Here is an 18,135-nt window from a genome sequence, read left to right as displayed (position 1 = left end):
TTTCTATAGAAATGATTATGGAATTAATGTGGCGTCGAACGCAGCGGTTACAGCCTGAAATTCGGAAGAACTGCTGCCGTATAAATCTACTGCTACGGTTTCGACCGCATTACGTAAATCTTCAAATGTAGAATCGGCTGTTAATAGGTCAACGTTAGCATAATAGAAAAGATCAAATACTTTCTCTTCTCCAATACCTTGTACGCTTACTCCATTATGACTTCCACCTGCTGCAAGAAGGTAAGCAGCTTTATTAATGATGCTGGAATTGAAATGGACACCGCCATTGTCATAAGAAAGGTTCTGGTAATCATTGTAGTCATCTGGATACACGAGAGTAGATGAGAATTGAATGGATGACGGGTCCGACATGCTGCGGAAGACTTCTCCGGATTGCTCTCCGATTGTCCAGTTAAAGGATCCATTGTTTACATTCTTTTCAATAGCTACCCCAAAGATATCCGAGATTGATTCGTTTAATGCTCCCGATTCACCGCTGTATACGAGGTCTGACTCACTGGAAGTAATGGCGTGAGTAAACTCGTGTCCTGCCACATCATAAGCCCCTGCTAATGGATCTCCATAAATGAGCATGGCGCCGTCGTTAACACTTGCAGCATTGAACCAGTTTTCCGGATCATTGGTTGAGCTTGAATCCCACGCATGTACGACTGATTTCACCTGTTGACCGTTATTATCAAAGCTATTACGGTTATATTCATTTAAGTAGTACTCATAAACAGAGGTTGCTAAGTAGTGAGCACTGACACCCTCATCGTCAGAAAACGTAGTAGATGTACTGGATAATAGTTCACCTGGGTAAAGTCGGTATTCACGATTTAAATCAGCATACTGTGCATCATAAGTCAGGATCCCCTGGCCTCTTGTATAATCAGCTAATTCATAAGTACCATCAGACATTTCGCTTGCTGTAAACGTACGTGAGTTTCCGTTTTTATCAACACCGGATCCTGTAACTGGACCGACTACTGTCGAGCTGGATCCTGGTTTGCCCCCGCCGTTTCCATTACCACCATTGCCGCCTTTCGCATATTGAATGGTTTCATCAGACAGAGCTTTGTCCATTTCTTTCACGGCATGTAAAAGGGTCTCTCCTTTTTTCGTATCAAGAATGACAAACCCTTCGGCAAAAGTAGGAGCAGCTACAGAGAAATCTACTTTCCACCCAAAGGAAGCTTTATCCTTCTCATTTACATAGACGACCTTGTCCACCGTTGTGTCTGTAAGCAGCTCAACATCAGAACCATATGTATCGGACACATAGCTTGCGGCCTCTTCCTTAGAAATTTTCTGCTTTTCCTTTAAGCCTTTTTTACCGTTTAAATTTTTGGCTACATCTCCAAGCGCATTTTTGATAACCCCTTGATCCAGCTGGCTGACCAGTACTTTTCCGAAGATGTCGTATCCTTTATATGTCTGCTGAAGCTTTACTAGATCCTGCCCATTATAATCTTTCGCTTCTTCTACTACGCGATAGTCTACGTAACTTTCATTGTTTTTCTGAGAGTTTGACAGCTTACTGTCAATTTGTCCTTTTACGGCTGCTTTAACAATATCCGACGCTTTAGATTCAGATGGAGCTGTCAGGTTGCCCATGGATTGTTTACTCTCCTGGATTTTAGCCTGAACGCTTGCGGTTGCTTCAACATTGACGGCTCCTAAACCTGAACCAGCCAGCAGCCCCACGGATAGGGCCATTGCGGAAAAAACTTTTCTTTTCTTTTTCATAAAAAACCTCCTGATTGAATATTTTGAATATTTAACATTTTCTATCATATCAGAAAGGTATACCCAGGTCTTTGGGTAAATGGACACTTTTGGAAGCGATATCCATTTTTTCTATAAAATAATTCAAATGACATGCTTCTTACTTCCTGTATGGTCTAGCACACGGTGATCAACCTCTATAGCAAGCCATGATGTGCGCAGTGAGTATATCAATTTATGGAAAATTCCTTTATACTTTTTACTAGAAATAATGATCTGAAAATGACATATTTTCATAGAAAGGGGAAGGTTTTGTGGAAGAATGGATTCAGCTGCTCAAGCAAGTTGTCCCGTCTAAACATGTTTTGACCGACCTGTCAGACCGCTATAGTTATAGTTTTGATGCTTCTTTTGGAGAGCATCTTCCAGAAGCTGTCGTCCAGGCAAAAAGCAATGAGGAAGTTATGGAAGTACTTAAGATAGCCAATGAATATCGCATACCGGTTTATCCCAGGGGGCAGGGGACTTGCCTAAGCGGAGGTCCGCTTCCTGTACATGGGGGCATGGTGCTGGATATGTCCCAGTGGCCCGAGCGAATTGTGATGAGTCCTGATGATTTAACAGTAACGGTATCCCCGAGTGTACTAACCGGAAATATTAATAAAGAAGCTGAAAAGCACGGGCTTATGTATGCGCCTGATCCAAGCAGTGCCCATGTGGCTACCATCGGAGGGAATCTCGCGGAAAATTCAGGCGGTCCGCGCGGGTTGAAGTATGGGGTAACGAAGGATCATGTCATTGGTTTAAAAGTAATTACACCGGAAGGAGAGCTGATTCGAACGGGTGGCAATACGATTAAAAATGTAACCGGTTACGATCTGACGAAGCTGATTGTCGGTTCAGAGGGGACGCTTGGAGTGATTACAGAAGCGACCCTGAAGTTACTGCCTAAACCTCCCGCTGTCCAAACGTTAATGGTCTCTTTTGACGAAGTGAGAAAAGCAGCTGAGGCCATTTCCAGAACCTTAACGTCGGGTATTCTTCCTTCCAAAATGGAGTTCATGGATCAGGCCTGTATTGAAGCCGTGGAAAACTTCCAGCCAGCGGGACTGCCTGTGGACGCGGCAGCCATTGTCATTATTGAACTTGATGGACACCCGGAAACATTGAAAATTGAACGCCAATTAATAGAAGAAATCATGGAGAATATCGGAGCTCGGGAAACAGTCGTACCCGAAACTAGCGAAGAAGCTGAAAAAATCTGGCATGCCAGAAAACAAGTTTCACCAGCGATTGCTAAAATTAAACCGACGAAAGTGTCAGAGGACGCCACCGTGCCACGTAGTAAAATTCCAGATTTAATCGACCGCCTGCAGGTGATTAAAGAAAAATACGACGTAGAAGTCGTCGTTTTCGGTCATGCAGGAGACGGAAACCTGCATCCTAACATCTTGTGTGATAAAAGGGATCAGGAGGAAATGAAAAGGGCGGAGCTTGCGGTGGAAGAGTTGTTTGAAGCGGCTGTTGAGCTTGGCGGCACCCTTTCCGGTGAACACGGGATTGGCACGATGAAAGCCCCGTTTATGGAAATGGAAGTAGGCGAAATCGGAATCAATATGATGAAGCGCATTAAAGAAGCATGGGATCCCAATGGAATTATGAACCCGGGCAAAATTTTCGCAGAAAAAGGGCAGAAGCTGGTGCTTCGCAATGAGTGATCTGCAGACGTTAAGCCAGAAGCTGAATTACGACAAAACGTTCGACTGTGTGCAGTGCGGTTACTGCTTACCGGCATGTCCAACCTATGAAACGATGGAAAGGGAAACCCATTCTCCGCGGGGCCGTATCAATCTTGTGAAAATGGTGGCGGAAGGGAAAGCAAGCGTAGAGGATCTGCAGGAGCCGATTGAGAAATGCCTCGGCTGTATGGCCTGCACGACTGTTTGTCCGACTAATGTTCAGTATGGTGAAATTCTGGAGGGAGCGATGGGGGTCATTGACGAATATGAGGTAAAATCTACCTCCCAGCGAGTGACCGAAGACTTCTTATACGATTCCTTTTTCCCGTCCTCAAAGTGGATGAACACCCTCGGTCACGCAACGTGGCTGTATCAAAAATCCGGGCTGCAAAAAGTGGCGCAGACTTTTCAGTTAACGAAAGTCGCTCCGCTGCATTTGGATCGATTTGAAAAAGTTCTTCCAGATTTGCCTTCGCCTAAGCGTAGGAAAGAACAGCGCGCCAAGCGGTATATTCGCAAACGTCCGGCCACCGCAAAAGTTGCTTTCTTTCCGGGCTGCATAATGGATAGTGTATTTTACGAATCGAATCAGAAAACAATTGAACTGTTACTGCGAAGCGGGGCAGAAGTGGTGCTGCCAGAAGCGCAGACGTGCTGTGGTGCGCTGCACGCTCACTCAGGGAAAATTGATACATCGATCGAACTTGCGAAGCAGAATATTGAAGCGTTTGAAGAGGAGAAGTTTGATTATATCGTCAATAATGCGGGAGGCTGTGGAGCCAGACTGATCGAATACCACCATCTCTTTGAAAAAGGAACACCGTGGCATGAGCGCGCGTTGGCGTTTGTGGCTAAAGTAAAAGATATTTCTGAAGTGCTGACCGGATTGGACGAGCTGGTATTCAAGCAGCCTCTGAACCGGACGATTACGTATCAGCCCTCCTGTCACATGACGAATGTTCAGGGCGTCACGGAAGCTCCTATTCAGCTGATTCGTAACATCCCAGGAATTGAGCTGAAAGAACTCGAGCGTCCGAATTTCTGCTGCGGCTCAGCAGGCATCTATAACATTGTGAACTATGAAGATTCCATGGATATTCTCGATGTTAAGATGAAAGATGTGTGCGAGATCAATCCGGATGGAATTGTAACGTCCAATCCAGGCTGTCTGCTTCAGATGAAGCTCGGTGTCGAACGTGAAGGCAGGAGCGACCAAATCGATTCGATTCATTTAGTCGATTTACTAATGGAAGCCGATCCTGAGCCTGCTTGGAAATAATATAATGGCAATGCGGAAATGCAAAAAACTACCACCTCAGGTCATCCAGATTCTGGATGACCTGAGGTGGTGTTTATTTCCTTATATTATTCGCAGCTGTCATCTGTGCAGGATGCTCCGTTTTGTCCAGAGAATGTTTCAAATGCAGGAGCCTGCTTCTCTTCTGAATAAGCTTTCTCCAGTGCCTGGGTAAATATTTCTTTCGGCTGGGCGCCGGATACAGCATATTTGCGGTTGATCACAAAGAAAGGCACGCCTTGCACTCCGACCTGGTGAGCTTCGGTTTCTTCCGTGCGAACGAGTTCCATATAATCGGTGCTTTCGAGTACCTGGCGTACTTCACTCTGGTCGAGTCCTGCTTCCTGAGCCAGTTCGATCAAGGTTTCATGATCACCAATATCTTTAGAATCGGTGAACACGGCACGGAAGAGGATCTCTGATGTTTCTTGATCCAATCCTTTTGTTTCAGCTAACTTTGCAATTCGGTGTGCATCCATCGTGTTCGTTGGAACCATGGTGTCGAAACGGAAATCAAGGCCAACCATGGATGCCTGCTCCTCCATATTCCTTGTCATTTCTTTCGCTTCCTCCAGGGACCGGCCATACTTAGCTGCCAGTTTTTCATGCATGGACTGTTTAGAGCTGCGCTCCGCATTAGGATCAAGCTCAAAGCTTTTATAAACAACTTCTGCTTTTTCTTCATTTGGGAAATTCTCTAAAGCCTGTTCCAACCGGCGTTTTCCAATATAACAGAACGGACAGACAAAGTCTGACCAGATTTCAATTTTCATATCTGTTTCACCTCTTCCATAGAATACATCTTTATTGTACGGCTCTCTAAGCGGGAAATCCATTATTCTGATTGAATGTGGACGTACATAGAGTGAAGGTGGGAGGTGAGTCCAATCGGAAAAACATTGATAAAAATCTCAACGATTTATTTTGTGATTGGTACCTTGATCGGTTACTACATGTCCATCGTGCACAATTATGATTTAACACCTGTTCATGTTCATATCAACTTATTAGGGTGGACGGCTTTAACGCTCGCTGGTATTTTATATCATTTATTTCCTCAGCTTGCTGCTTCAACGTTAGGAAAAGTTCACTTCTGGCTTCATAATATCGGCTTGCCGCTCATGATGGCTGGACTGTTTCTAATGATTGCTTTTCAGCTGGAGTCGCTGACCGCCGTTATTGCAGGTGGATCGACGCTTACAACGACGGGGATTTTGATTTTCGCACTGAATGTATGGATTAATCTTAAGGAAGAGGACGCAGTTTAAAACTGTGTCCTCTTTTCTTTATGAGTAGACTACTTTAATCCGTTGTAGTTTTCAGATAATTGTGATAACATAATCCAACAGTTTAACCCTGTAAATGAAGAAAGGAGTCGAATGCCATGAATACAGACAGAGCCATTTTACAAGAGGAGCTGCTTCAATTTTTGAAAGAGAATCAAGTGAGTACCAACGAGACGATTCTCACCAACCATAGTAAGGATGAGTCCTATCATGAAGGAAGTCTGCCTGATCTGGTGGTTTTTCCGGAAAGCGCGGAGGAGATCAGTAAAATAATTAAAGTAGCTGATGCGTCTGGTACCCCGGTTATTCCATTTGGATTGGGATCCAGCCTGGAAGGACATGTAATCGCTTACGATAAAGGGATCACGATTGATTTTTCCTCCATGAACAAGGTTACAGAAATACGGGATAAAGACTTCTTAGTAAAAGTGCAGCCTGGAGTAACCAGGTCCCAGTTAAACAAAGCCTTGAAAAAGCACGGTCTATTTTTCTCAGTAGATCCTGGAGCTGATGCTACGCTCGGGGGAATGGCCGCTACAAATGCGAGTGGGACAACTTCTGTGAAATATGGCGTCATGAAAGACCAGGTACAGGATCTAGAAATTGTTTTACCGAGTGGGGAAATTATCCACACGGGCAGCCTCGCAAGGAAATCGTCTTCTGGATATGACCTGACCAGTCTCTATGTAGGTTCTGAAGGGACGCTCGGCTGTATAACAGAGTTAACATTAAAGGTTTATGGTATTCCGGAACATGTTATGGCGGCGAGAGCCTCGTTCCCAACCATAGATCACGCGGTAGAGGCTGTGATTTCGATGCTGCAGGCAGGCGTTCCGGTAGCCCGTGTAGAGCTGCTGGATGAAGCCTCGATTCGAAGAGTAAATCAGTTTAATGGGACGGATTACATAGAAAAAGCAACACTGTTTCTAGAATTTCACGGCAATGAAGCAGGACTTCAGGAGGACGTCGCTTTTATGGAAGAAATCGTGAAGACTCATGAGTGTGAAGTGATTCATTTTGAAAAAGATAATGCGGCCCGCATGAAGCTGTGGGAAGCTCGTCACAATTTAGCCTATGCCTACATTCATGGCAGTCCCGGTAAAAAGATGATGGTAACAGACGTCTGCGTGCCGATCTCGGAACTTGCGGGGGCGATTCGACATGGGCGAGAAAAAATTGCTGAGCTGAACCTTGAGTCGGGGATTCTGGGCCATGTTGGGGACGGGAACTACCACGCGCTCCTTATGATCGATATGGAAAGTGAAGAGGAGCTTAAAAAGGCTGAGAAATTCAATGAAGAAATTGTAGAATATGCACTTGCTCGTGGAGGAACCTGCACCGGAGAGCATGGAGTCGGCAAAGGAAAAATGAAGTATCAGAAGCGGGAACATGGAAAAGCCCTGCCTGTGATGGAGGCAGTGAAGGCAGCCATTGACCCTAAAGGAATCATGAATCCTGGTAAACTTGTTCAAACAGAGAGGAGCAGCGGTTAATGAAGGTGATCGAATCCATCAGTCGAATTGCTGGAAAATATTTCGCTCTGTGGGTCATAGCAGCAGCTCTCATAGCTTTCTTTCTACCAGATGCATTTCTCGGTCTAGGAGCCTATATTACCATTCTGCTCGGAGTCGTCATGTTTGGGATGGGGCTTACCTTGAAGCCCGTAGACTTTAAACTGGTAGTCAAAAAACCGCTTCCTGTGGTGGCCGGAGTAGCGGCTCAATATTTACTTATGCCTCTGATCGCTTTTGGTATCGCTTATCTGCTTAATTTGCCAGCAGAACTTGCGGCTGGTCTGGTCCTGCTTGGATCCGTACCAGGGGGCACAGCTTCCAATGTGATGGTTTATCTTGCTAAGGGTAATCTGGCGCTGTCTGTAGCGATGACCTCCTTTTCTACTTTGCTCGCTCCGATTCTGACGCCGGTTATTTTACTAATGCTTGCGGGACAGTGGCTTCCGGTGGATCCCGTTTCGATGTTTCTATCGATTGTCCAGGTCATTATTGTACCGATCACGCTTGGGGTCCTGATCAGAAAGCTATTTCCGCAAACGGTGGATAAAAGTGCCACGGCGATCCCGCTCATTTCAGTCCTGGCAATTATTATTATCGTCTGCGCTGTTGTGGCTGCGAATGTGGAGAGCATTACGAGCTCCGGCCTGCAAATCTTTACAGCTGTAGCTCTACACAATCTGTTAGGTCTTTTGCTTGGTTATGGAGCTGCGATGATGATGAAGCTGGATGAAAGTAAACGGCGTGCGATTTCCATTGAGGTAGGTATGCAGAACTCAGGTCTGGGGGTAGCACTTGCAACGGCACACTTCGGCCCTCTCGCTGCCTTGCCGAATGTGGTCGCGGCGGTATGGCATAATATATCAGGACCAATTCTGGCTACTTTCTGGTCCAAGAAACCGGTGAAGGAAGAGGAAGAGTTGGAGTCGGAGTCGGAGAAAGAAGAGGTGGAGAGTAGAGTTCAAAGGACAGGAAATTGAATATCTTTTTTATCTAAGCCTTTGGCAAACTTCCATGTTGATATTAAGGAAAAGCTCCCTATTCTGGAAGACTCAGTTTCGAGATAAATGGGTCCGTTACTAAAATGGGGAGAAGGGTTGGTGGGGAAATAATTCGCTTTCCTGTGGGGGAACTGGTGAGCCTCCTCCGTCGTTTCACTCCCTGCGGGGTCTCATCTAGATCCTTCTCCCACGGGAGTCTCATCATTTCCCCACCAACCCCACTCTATTATGAGGAACGGACCCTTCATTAGTAGAGTAAGCGTTGGAGTTGATCCTTTCTAAATTCAGTAGTATCAGGCTTTTTCTAACATTACCTAGAGAAAACGGGGACTCATGGCATGATTTCTATATTTCCTATCCAAGTGATTTTTGCCAATGTTTCGAGCCTCTCATTTCAGCAAGGTCCGGAGGGGGACGGTGAAGACTCCTGTGGGAAGAACATGATCGGTAAGATCCCGGAAGGCGAAGCCTGAGGAAGCTTACCACATGCCCACGGAAAGCGAAATCGTCCCCCGGAGGACCTTCACGGCAAACCAATATCTCGAAACTGAGTCTTCAATTAACCGGCCCTATTGCGTAATAAGCTTTTTGCGAAAAAACAATAATAAACTATAACAAAAGAGCTTCCCTACTAGTAGGGAAGCTCTTTCTAAGGAAATTAAGATTTCTCATATTTAATAGTCATCATAATCCCCTGATCGTAGTTTCCGAAGTTAGGACCGAATAAATTCATGCCGCCTTTGTTTACGGCTTCCTCCTTGATGCCAAGCTTAAAAGCTACATATGGATAATCATGGAGCTTGAGATCGTCAATGGAAAGGTCAGAGACTTTTTCATTATCAATGTAACAGCCGTCCTCTTTAACTCTCCATTGTTTCAGCAGTCCGTATTGGGTTAAGCTGGTCCGCCACCATTCAGGTGTATGAATGCCGCGCTCGCCTCCAAAATCTCCCGGCGATGTCCATGTCCCGGCTTCCTTATGATTGACCCAGGCGGTGATATCCGAAGGCCAATCCAGTTTATAGTTCGGTGCTTCAGAGCATACTTCTGCACTGAAAATAATTTCTTTTATGCTCCAATCGTAAGGAGTGCGGTTAGGGAAACGGTATTCCACGTACCCATCTCTGAAATAAAGCAGCTGTGCAAGCTTCCGGTCCGTTTCGTAAAAAGAGCGCGGATCATCCTGGTGTCCAATATACTCATCTGTACCTACCAGACCGCAGTTAGGAACAGCGTAACAATCCAGGTAATCTCCAATATTCATCTCCAGCGTAAGTTCCTGTTCATTCGATTGCTCTTCTTTATTAAATAGGTCCATAATAATCCGGTCATAGTTGATGGCACTTACTTTTTGGGTTCCTCTTCCCGGAACCAGTTCCGTCACAATTAATTCGACTTCTTCCAGTTTATTAATATGAGAGGCGGTCGTAGAAAAAGGGAGTTCCAGCTTTTCTGCTAATTCATTTACGTTATGCGGCTTTTCACTTAATAGATTTAAGATATTAATTCTAGTAGGATTCGATAAAACTTTGCTGATCGGCAGCATATTTTCAAAGCTAAGGGACAGTTTTTTCAATGCTTCGGCCTCCGTGTCTAAATAGAATCTTTTCCATAGTATAACAAATTTAATAAAGGAGAAGGATACGAATCGTATTCCTTCTCCTTCCCATTTAGCTTTGAGGGGAAGCCTCAGCTTCCTGTTTTCTAAGATTAATTTTTTCCACCGTTTCTTTATACTCTGTTTCCGTATAAGAGTAGAAGTACATGATGATAAAACGGACGATTGAGCCTAGAGCAGGCAATAAAGCAATGACGAAAAACAGCATGTCGAGCGTAAATTCACTCTGCGCCTGATTGGACTGATAGTTGATGGCTGTCAGAATTAATCCGGTAGCTCCTCCGGAAACGGCTACAGACAATTTGCCGGTAAAGGTTTGCCCGGAGAAAATGACCGCTTCGTTTCGTTTTCCAGTCTTGAGCTCGGTATATTCAATCGTTTCTGCAAGCATCCCTGAGATTAAAGGACCAGTGGTGGTATAAAGCAGCATCGTAATTCCGATAAAGATAAAGGATACTACCACACTGGAATAACCAAGGCTGAACCAGACGATTCGAATCAAAACATCCGCCGCAACGATCACCATAAGCATATGCTTTTTCTTATATTTATGGGCAAGCTTTGGAATAATAAAGAATCCGATACAGCTGGCAAAGCTGATAATTCCGAAAATCGTCATTAAGGAAGCGTTTCCAAGATTGTACGTAAAAAAGTAAATGTTCAAAGCCTGGGTAATATTCATAAACACATTACAGAAGAAGACGACCAGCACCGCAAACATCGGTTTATTGGCTCTAATAGCCCGAACTCCGTCTGAAAACTTCACCTTAGCCTTAGGCGGTTTTACTCGTTCTTTCGTGTTTCGGAAGCCATTTAACATAATCGGCAGAGCAATCGCCATCAATACAATGGTGGCAAGCAGGTAGCCTTGTCCCATGTCACCCCCGCCCAGCCATTCGGTCAGCGGAATGAAAATCGTAGGAGACAAAGCAATCCCTGTAAACACTCCCATATTGGCAAACGTGATCAATTTTGTTCGTTGTTGGGCGTCCTGACTCATAACGGAGGACAGGGACCAGAACGGAACGTCAGAAGCGGTATAAACCATGCCCCAGATGATGTAAGTAGCACCGGCATAAATGACTTTGGTGGTCATGCTTAAGCCATCCAGCGGAATAAAACAGGCAATAGTAGATAGAACGATTAAAAACGGCATGTATTTCAGATAAGGGCGGAACTTCCCGTGCTTAGAATGAAGGGTGTCCATAATGGAAGCCATTAAAGGATCATTGATCGCATCCCACGTTCGTGCAATCAGGAAGATCAGACTGGCGGCTGCCGCTGATATTCCTAAAATATCGGTGTAAAAAAAGAGTACATACGAACCTAATAGACCAAAGCTGATACACTGGGCAAATCCGTAACCGAAATAGGAAGCAATCTCTTTTTTCCGGATATCTTCCTTATACGTTCCCTCTGTCTGCGAATGCTGTTTAGCTGTTTCCACACTTCTCTCCTCCTTCATGTTATTCAAAAATAAACCCATCGGACTGAACGGAAGATAAAATGGAGCGGATTTCCCGCTGATCAAATTTATCGTTATGCTCGTGGTTCAGTAACCCATTAACTTCCTGCTCCACGTCTGTCAACTGTGTATAGCAGAACCCCTGAAATGAATCGGTTTCCATAACCGCTTTCATCAGTTTCTCAAATCTTGCTAACGCTTCCTTTTCCGTTTGAGGTCGTGCGCCGTATCCCCACGTATTGGCGTCTTCCTGAGGACTAAAGGCAATGCCTCCAAACTCGCTCATAATAATAGGCTGTCCCGTGTATCGATAACCGCTGGCAAAGTTCTGCTTTTTACTGGTCTTAGAAGGGCTTTCATCTACATAGGAAGCTTTATCTTTATAAGTTGCCGCTATATCTTCCGCAGAAGAGTTATAGTCGTGAATCGTTAGGATATCCGTAGCGGTATGTTCCCAACCGTCATTGCCAACGATCAGACGGGTTGGATCCTGAGCTTTAGTCTGATAATAGAGAGCGTTTACAAAATTCTGCTGATCGCTGCGGTGATAAATTTCGTTCACGCCCCACGATTCGTTCATAAGTGTATAGACAATGACAGAGGGGTGGTTATAGTGTTTCGTTACCATTTCCCGTGTTTCGTTCTGCATGGCCTGCATGGATGAATCGGAAAACTTAAATATACTTGGCATTTCAGCCCACATGACAAGCCCCAGCTGATCGCAAAGCGTCATATATCTGCGGTCGGCAATTGTCTGATGACGCCTGACCCCGTTGAATCCCATTGCTTTTACTTTCGTTAAATCCGAATGCATCTGCTCGTAGCTGGCCGTCATTAATGAATCTTCATAATAGCCTTGATCGAGAATTAACTTTTGATAAAAGAATTCCTGGTTCAGCAGGATTTTGTCATCTTTCACTTCCATGCTCCGCATGCCGAAATAGCTTTCCGCCTGATCCACGATCTCGTCGTCGACTTTTAAAGAAAAGTAAATATCATACAATTGTGGCTGGTCCGGCGTCCAATAGTAAACTCGAAAATCAGCCTGGTCGGACTCGGCATCTATTTGGAAATCCACTTTTGTTTGATTGGGTTTAATCCAGGCTCCTGATGAATGGATCCATTCATCTTTGAAATAAACGTGTGCTTCCAAATAAGCCTTCGACTGATGAATCGGAAGTTCAGCTTCCACTTGCAGATTGGAATGGGCCAAATCAGGTGTCATCTTCACACCTTTTATATGCAGGGACGATACTTCTTCGAGCCATACCGGCTGCCAAATACCCGTTGTCCGTGTGTACCAGCATAGGAAGTTATCTGATTTCCAGGACTGCTTCCCAAGGGGCTGTTCCACTCCATTATGGTCTTCCGCCCGGACGGTGATCACATTGTTTCCATCCTGTACAACAGAGCCAATTGAAAAGCTGAAGGGCGTATGACCACCTGCATGATCTCCGACAAACTGGCCGTTCACCCATACTTTTGTATAGTAATCTACAGCTTCAAAATGCAGGAGAAGCTCAAAGCCATCTCTTTTTCCCCAGTGAAAATGGAGTTTATACCAGACTACATCGTGCGGTTCCTGTGAATCGATACCAGAATTTTTACTTTGATACGCGTAAGGAACGTGAATCTGCTGGGGGAGGCTTTCCTCCGATTGAGCCCAGCCTTCCTGTTCGCCTTTGTTTTCATCATCCCATGCGAATTGCCAGGTTCCGCTCAAGTCGTACCAATGATTTCTTTTAAATTGAGGTCGAGGGTACTCGACACTGTTGCTCGACTTCTTCTCAAGGCGAGAAATAGAACTCACCACCATTACAACCTCTCCCGTTCTGTATTTAAGTAAGGGCTTTCATAAGTTGTTTTTATTATTACATATATAGTTGTTTTATTACAAGTATTTTAGTAATAAAAATGATTAGATAATTTTTGGATGGCTTTATGAAGGGGTCTCGTTGACTGTAGATGCAGATGGAGAAGTAGAGAGGGGGCTGACCTTGACCAGGTCATAAAGTAAAACATAAAGAAATCTTAACTAATCACAAAAAAGAAGAGCTGAATTTTTATCAGCTCTTCTAATGAGATCTAAAGGTCTAACTCTATTTTAGAAAGAAATAACAATAGAGGATCAGGTATGGAGATTATAGGCTGTTTCCAACATTGACGATTTGGGTTAGAAATTCTAATACAAAGGTACGGACAATTAAATAAGACACAATCATGGATACAGCAGATGTTCCGATGCTCCAGTAGAATGAGCGGGTGGATGCTGTTCGGTGCAGCCCATGATGATAGATAAAAAGGGCAGGAAGGATCGAGATGGTAAAGAATAAAGATAATCCAGCCGTGAATAAGGTAAGTGTGGTATAGCCTGCCAGCCCGAATACGATAGCGAGCAAGTTAAGACAAGAGAAAGGAAGTACTACACTTCCATACTGGGCTATGAGCCTCTTAAAGGACATGCCTTTACCCATCAACAGATTCGCCGTGTACATACAGACTACGGCTGAGCCGACGAATAAGAGAACGAAAAAGAAAATGGATGAGGTAAAATTAATAAAAGGAAGAGCCTGTTGGCTGCCTTGTTCAGAAAATAGGGTTGAGAGCCCGCCAAGCATTGCGGTGTAAATTTTGTTAGCGAGAAAATAGAAACTTAACGCAAAGGTTGCCATGTAAATTCCAACCGATAGCATTCCATAGTAAAAGTGATTATGATCGGATGCTAAAGCCTGCGAGGGGTTTTTAATTATCCGTTGAAAATAGTCCGTGTAGCCACTGAGCCGTTTCGGTTCATTCGCGTTTCTGGAAACGCGGGTTAATAGGGCGCTTTCTGCGGGGGCGTATGATTCAGCAACAGGAATAACCTCATAAATCGCATCATCATACGTTTCCGACTCTCGAAAAGAGCTTCCACAGACCGAGCAGAAGTTCCCGGCTGCTTGTTCACAATGACAGGAGGGGCATAACATAGTATCGCATCCTTTCTTAAGATGAGGACGTGCCTTTTCTATATGTGTATCGTTCATTTCCAAAAACATGACACGTAATCAACGATCCAGACGATTAGTAAAGGGAGGGGGGATTATATGATAGAGGTTCAGAAGCTTAAAGAACGCAGTATTCGCAACATGGGAAACGTACAGGCGGAAGTGAGAAAGCGTGCTCTGGAGTTCATTGAACTAGCTTATAAAAAAAGCATTCCGGTTCAAATATCTTCAGGGTATCGGTCGATGGAGGAGCAGGCCAGGCTTTACGGGCAGGGGCGTCCTAATTATGTCTGGCAGGGGAAGAAATACGGAAGTACGGGGAACATTGTAACGAAAGCTCAGCCCGGGCAGAGCAATCATAATAAAGGCTGGGCGATTGATTACTTCATTGTTTCAGAGGATGGTACAAAAGCATTGTGGAAGGTAGATGAAAAGTGGAGGCAGGCAGCGTCCATTGCTAAAAGCCTAGGATTTTCCTGGGGCGGAGATTGGAAGTCCTTCCCTGACTATCCGCATTTGGAACTCGTGCCGGGGACTGCTCCAATTACAGGGAGCGTATTGAGAAGAGGGATGAGCAGTCCTTCCGTGAAAGAGGTACAACGTGTACTAATGGCACGGGGATATCAATTGGGGAGTACAGGTGCTGATGGACATTTTGGGCCACGAACAGAATCCGCGGTAAGGGAGTTTCAGAGAGACTGGCTGTTTCGTGTTGATGGCGTAGTGGGGAGTGAGACGTCGCGTGCTTTAGAGACAAGTGGCTATCCGGGTTTTCCATTGAAAAGAGGGAGATCAGGGAAGTATGTCAGACAAATTCAAAGAGTGCTCGGTATAGACGTGGATGGAAGTTACGGAAGACAGACTGAATCTTCCGTCCGCAAATTTCAAACGAAGCACAAACTTCAAATGGACGGCATAACAGGCCCCGCAACCTGGCGAAAACTATTTCCATAACCATCCACCTCAGGTCATCCAGAATTTGGATGACCTGAGGTGGAATTTTTATCCTCTTTTTTTCGTTCATTGTTTTATTGGGAGGTTTACAAAAATTTAATCTTTTCCTATGTAGGGCCTGACGAGTTCCCTGTTCCCACTACTGAACGGTTAGTATCTTCATAGGCGATTTCCTTCTAACCGGTTGACATTAATGGATATATTTAGAATAATATCACTTATAATATTCAGTTTATTCAAACTTTTCAAATTAAGGATGGGGGGTCTTTTTTTAGGTCAATTATGAAACCGCATACATAGTAAAGGAGGAACCGATGTGTTGATCCCAATTATATTAGCTCTAATTACGATTCTATCTGTGGTGATGGCTTTAAAAAAGAAGCGGCCTATCTTATTTGCCTTACCGATTGCTTCCATTTTTGTCATCGCAGTTGTGAAGATTATGATGGTGCCTCTCCCGTTTTGGGAAACGGTGCAGTTTATTTTTAATTTAAGAGGCTGAGACAAAGAAACGTGAAAGGAGGTGAAATCACTTGAGAAAAATGGATCCGGATAAAGCAAAGTCTTACGTACGTTTACGAACGATATTGGTTATTATTTATTTATTGATTGGAGTGACCGTTTCCTATGGAGTCGTTCTCTTTACCCAGCAGCTTTCGTCCTTTAGCGTAATGGGGATTCCACTCCCTTACTACATGGGAGCTCAGGGAGCAGTAGTCACATTCATTGCTCTGTTATTTGTGAATGCCATTGTAAGTGACGCTGTCGATCGGAAATACGGCATCAATCCTAAGCATGTGAGCAGCCAGGACGAAGACCAGGCAGCGAATCAATAGGGAAGGGGGAGAAGGATGAACGAACAATTTGTAGTATCTCTAATATTAATTTTAGCAACGTTTGGACTATATATAGGAATTGCCGTATTTAATATGGCACGGGCCACCTCGGACTTTTACGTAGCAGGACGCGGTGTCCCACCCGTGTTTAACGGAATGGCGATTGGCGCCGATTGGATGAGTGCAGCTTCATTCATTGGAATGGCGGGTACGGTAATGGTGCTCGGTTATGATGGTCTGGCATACATAATGGGGTGGACAGGCGGGTATCTGCTGTTAACCTTCCTATTGGCACCTCAGTTGAGAAAATTTGGACGCTATACGGTGCCAGAATTCATTGGGGATCGTTATAAAAGTAATGCGGCCCGGCTGATTGCCGCTGTCGCAACAATTATTATCAGCTTCACCTATTCGGTGGGTCAGCTTTCCGGGTCAGGTGTAGTCATTGGGCGGCTGCTTGAAGTCAACACGGTAATCGGAACACTGATTGGTGTGGTTCTCATTGCTTTTTATTCAGCTTTAGGTGGAATGAAAGGGATCACATGGACGCAGGTCGCACAGTACATAGTGTTGATTATCGCTTACTTAATCCCGGTTATTTTTATGTCGATGCAACTCACGCAGAACCCAATTCCGTGGCTTTCGTACGGGGATGTTATTTCGGAAATGAGGGTGCTGGATCAGGAGCTCGGTATTTCTGAGTATGTGGTTCCTTTTACAGAAGCGACGAAGTGGCAGTTTATGGCTCTCATGTTTACGCTGATGGCCGGTACAGCTGGTCTGCCTCACGTCATTGTGAGGTTTTACACGGTGGCTACCATGAAAGCGGCTCGCTGGAGCGGAGCTTGGGCGCTATTATTTATAGGATTGCTTTACTTGTCTGCTCCTGCTTACGCTGCCTTTTCCCGGTTTATATTAATGACCGAAGTGGCCGGATCTTCTCTCAATAATCTGCCCGGCTGGACGGAAGCCTGGGTGGACACTGGACGGCTTTCGCTTGCGGATGGCAACAGTGATGGAGTTCTGCAGTGGTCCGAGCTTGTCATTAGTAACGACATTGTCGTCATGGCGACACCGGAAATTGCAGACCTGGGAATCTTCGTTATTGGTCTTATGGCGGCAGGTGCTATGGCAGCTGCTCTATCCACCGCGGGTGGTCTGATGATCGCCATTTCAGCCGCTTTGTCCCACGATATTTATTATCGTTCTATTAATCCAAAAGCGACCGAGCAGAAGCGGCTTGCTGTCGGTCGGATCTCTATTGTCGCCGCTACAATAGTGGCAGGTCTAGTGGCACTGAATCCGCCAGGAGCGATTACCCAAATTGTAGCATGGGCCTTTGCACTTGCCTCCGGTTCATTTTTCCCGGCACTTATACTCGGGGTATGGTGGAAGAGGGCCAATGGACCAGGTGTGGTAGCGGGCATGCTCGTAGGGCTGTCGGTCACGCTGGGTTACATTTTCGCTGCCAAATATGGTGGTTTCACGATTCTCGGAATTATTGATACTGGAGCTGGAGTGTTTGGTGCCTCGGCTGCTCTGATCACAAACATCGTAGTCTCGCTCCTGACGCCTCCACCATCGCAGAAATTGCAGGAGGAAGTTCAGGATATGCATTACCCAGAGCAAATCCAATATAAAGACGGAGAAGCCTGGATCAAAGACGCCAAATAGCATAACGGGAGAAGGAAGAAAGTTACCACCTCAGGTCAT

At 45.1% G+C, this 18,135-nt stretch carries 15 protein-coding genes; 9 read left to right on the top strand and 6 right to left on the bottom strand.

Annotated features, from left to right (window positions below):
- Positions 1-15: 15 nt before the first annotated feature.
- Positions 16-1,749 (bottom strand): M4 family metallopeptidase, encoded by a 1,734-nt coding sequence (locus ACTWP7_RS11610; protein ID WP_443123323.1) that lies wholly within the window; start codon positions 1,747-1,749, stop codon positions 16-18.
- Positions 1,750-2,042: 293 nt separating this feature from the next.
- On the opposite strand from ACTWP7_RS11610, the gene ACTWP7_RS11605 reads away from it, so the two are divergent.
- Both ACTWP7_RS11605 and ACTWP7_RS11600 read left to right on the top strand, forming a co-directional pair.
- Positions 2,043-3,446: an FAD-binding oxidoreductase gene (locus ACTWP7_RS11605; protein ID WP_443123322.1), complete on the top strand. Its 1,404-nt coding sequence runs from the start codon at positions 2,043-2,045 to the stop codon at positions 3,444-3,446.
- The gene (locus ACTWP7_RS11600; RefSeq protein WP_443123321.1) at positions 3,439-4,746 is read left to right on the top strand and encodes a (Fe-S)-binding protein; all 1,308 of its coding nucleotides are present in this window, start codon (positions 3,439-3,441) and stop codon (positions 4,744-4,746) included. Before ACTWP7_RS11605 ends, ACTWP7_RS11600 begins: the two co-directional genes overlap by 8 nt.
- A gap of 86 nt (positions 4,747-4,832) precedes the next feature.
- On the opposite strand, the gene ACTWP7_RS11595 is transcribed toward ACTWP7_RS11600, so the two are convergent.
- Positions 4,833-5,600 carry a DsbA family oxidoreductase gene (locus ACTWP7_RS11595; RefSeq protein WP_443123320.1) on the bottom strand — a complete coding sequence of 256 codons (768 nt, stop codon included), beginning with the start codon at positions 5,598-5,600 and terminating at the stop codon, positions 4,833-4,835.
- Positions 5,601-5,651: 51 nt separating this feature from the next.
- Between ACTWP7_RS11595 and ACTWP7_RS11590 the strand changes: the two genes are divergently transcribed.
- From ACTWP7_RS11590 to ACTWP7_RS11580, 3 genes are all read left to right on the top strand, one after another.
- Positions 5,652-6,032 (top strand): cbb3-type cytochrome c oxidase subunit I, encoded by a 381-nt coding sequence (locus ACTWP7_RS11590; protein ID WP_443123439.1) that lies wholly within the window; start codon positions 5,652-5,654, stop codon positions 6,030-6,032.
- A gap of 116 nt (positions 6,033-6,148) precedes the next feature.
- Positions 6,149-7,543 carry an FAD-binding oxidoreductase gene (locus ACTWP7_RS11585; protein WP_443123319.1) on the top strand — a complete coding sequence of 465 codons (1,395 nt, stop codon included), beginning with the start codon at positions 6,149-6,151 and terminating at the stop codon, positions 7,541-7,543.
- Positions 7,543-8,541, top strand: a complete 999-nt coding sequence (locus ACTWP7_RS11580) for a bile acid:sodium symporter family protein (protein WP_443123318.1) — start codon at positions 7,543-7,545, stop codon at positions 8,539-8,541. The genes ACTWP7_RS11585 and ACTWP7_RS11580 overlap by 1 nt, the downstream gene beginning before the upstream one ends.
- A 679-nt stretch (positions 8,542-9,220) precedes the next feature.
- Here ACTWP7_RS11580 and ACTWP7_RS11575 read toward each other — a convergent pair.
- From ACTWP7_RS11575 to ACTWP7_RS11560, 4 genes are all read right to left on the bottom strand, one after another.
- Entirely contained in the window at positions 9,221-10,138 is a 918-nt protein-coding gene (locus tag ACTWP7_RS11575; RefSeq protein ID WP_443123317.1) for an ArsR/SmtB family transcription factor, read from the bottom strand.
- A gap of 94 nt (positions 10,139-10,232) precedes the next feature.
- Positions 10,233-11,627: an MFS transporter gene (locus ACTWP7_RS11570; protein ID WP_443123316.1), complete on the bottom strand. Its 1,395-nt coding sequence runs from the start codon at positions 11,625-11,627 to the stop codon at positions 10,233-10,235.
- A 19-nt stretch (positions 11,628-11,646) separates the two neighbouring features.
- Entirely contained in the window at positions 11,647-13,461 is a 1,815-nt protein-coding gene (locus ACTWP7_RS11565) for a glycoside hydrolase family 2 protein (RefSeq protein ID WP_443123315.1), read from the bottom strand.
- A gap of 325 nt (positions 13,462-13,786) precedes the next feature.
- Positions 13,787-14,671 carry a hypothetical protein gene (locus ACTWP7_RS11560; RefSeq protein ID WP_443123314.1) on the bottom strand — a complete coding sequence of 295 codons (885 nt, stop codon included), beginning with the start codon at positions 14,669-14,671 and terminating at the stop codon, positions 13,787-13,789.
- A gap of 60 nt (positions 14,672-14,731) precedes the next feature.
- On the opposite strand from ACTWP7_RS11560, the gene ACTWP7_RS11555 reads away from it, so the two are divergent.
- The 4 genes from ACTWP7_RS11555 (at position 14,732) to ACTWP7_RS11540 (ending at position 18,096) form a co-directional block, all read left to right on the top strand.
- Positions 14,732-15,586: a peptidoglycan-binding protein gene (locus ACTWP7_RS11555; RefSeq protein ID WP_443123313.1), complete on the top strand. Its 855-nt coding sequence runs from the start codon at positions 14,732-14,734 to the stop codon at positions 15,584-15,586.
- Between the two features lie 316 nt (positions 15,587-15,902).
- Positions 15,903-16,088, top strand: a complete 186-nt coding sequence (locus ACTWP7_RS11550) for a hypothetical protein (RefSeq protein ID WP_443123312.1) — start codon at positions 15,903-15,905, stop codon at positions 16,086-16,088.
- Between the two features lie 31 nt (positions 16,089-16,119).
- Positions 16,120-16,422, top strand: coding sequence for a DUF4212 domain-containing protein (locus ACTWP7_RS11545; RefSeq protein ID WP_443123311.1), 303 nt, complete (start codon positions 16,120-16,122; stop codon positions 16,420-16,422).
- Positions 16,423-16,437: 15 nt separating this feature from the next.
- Positions 16,438-18,096, top strand: a complete 1,659-nt coding sequence (locus ACTWP7_RS11540) for a sodium:solute symporter family protein (protein ID WP_443123310.1) — start codon at positions 16,438-16,440, stop codon at positions 18,094-18,096.
- Positions 18,097-18,135: the final 39 nt, after the last annotated feature.

It is taken from the genome of Halobacillus sp. B29, assembly GCF_052246755.1.
GTDB classification, from domain to species: Bacteria; Bacillota; Bacilli; order Bacillales; family Halobacillaceae; genus Halobacillus; species Halobacillus halophilus.
Note: the sequence above shows the minus strand (reverse complement) of the source record. Positions and strands in the feature narration are given on the sequence as shown.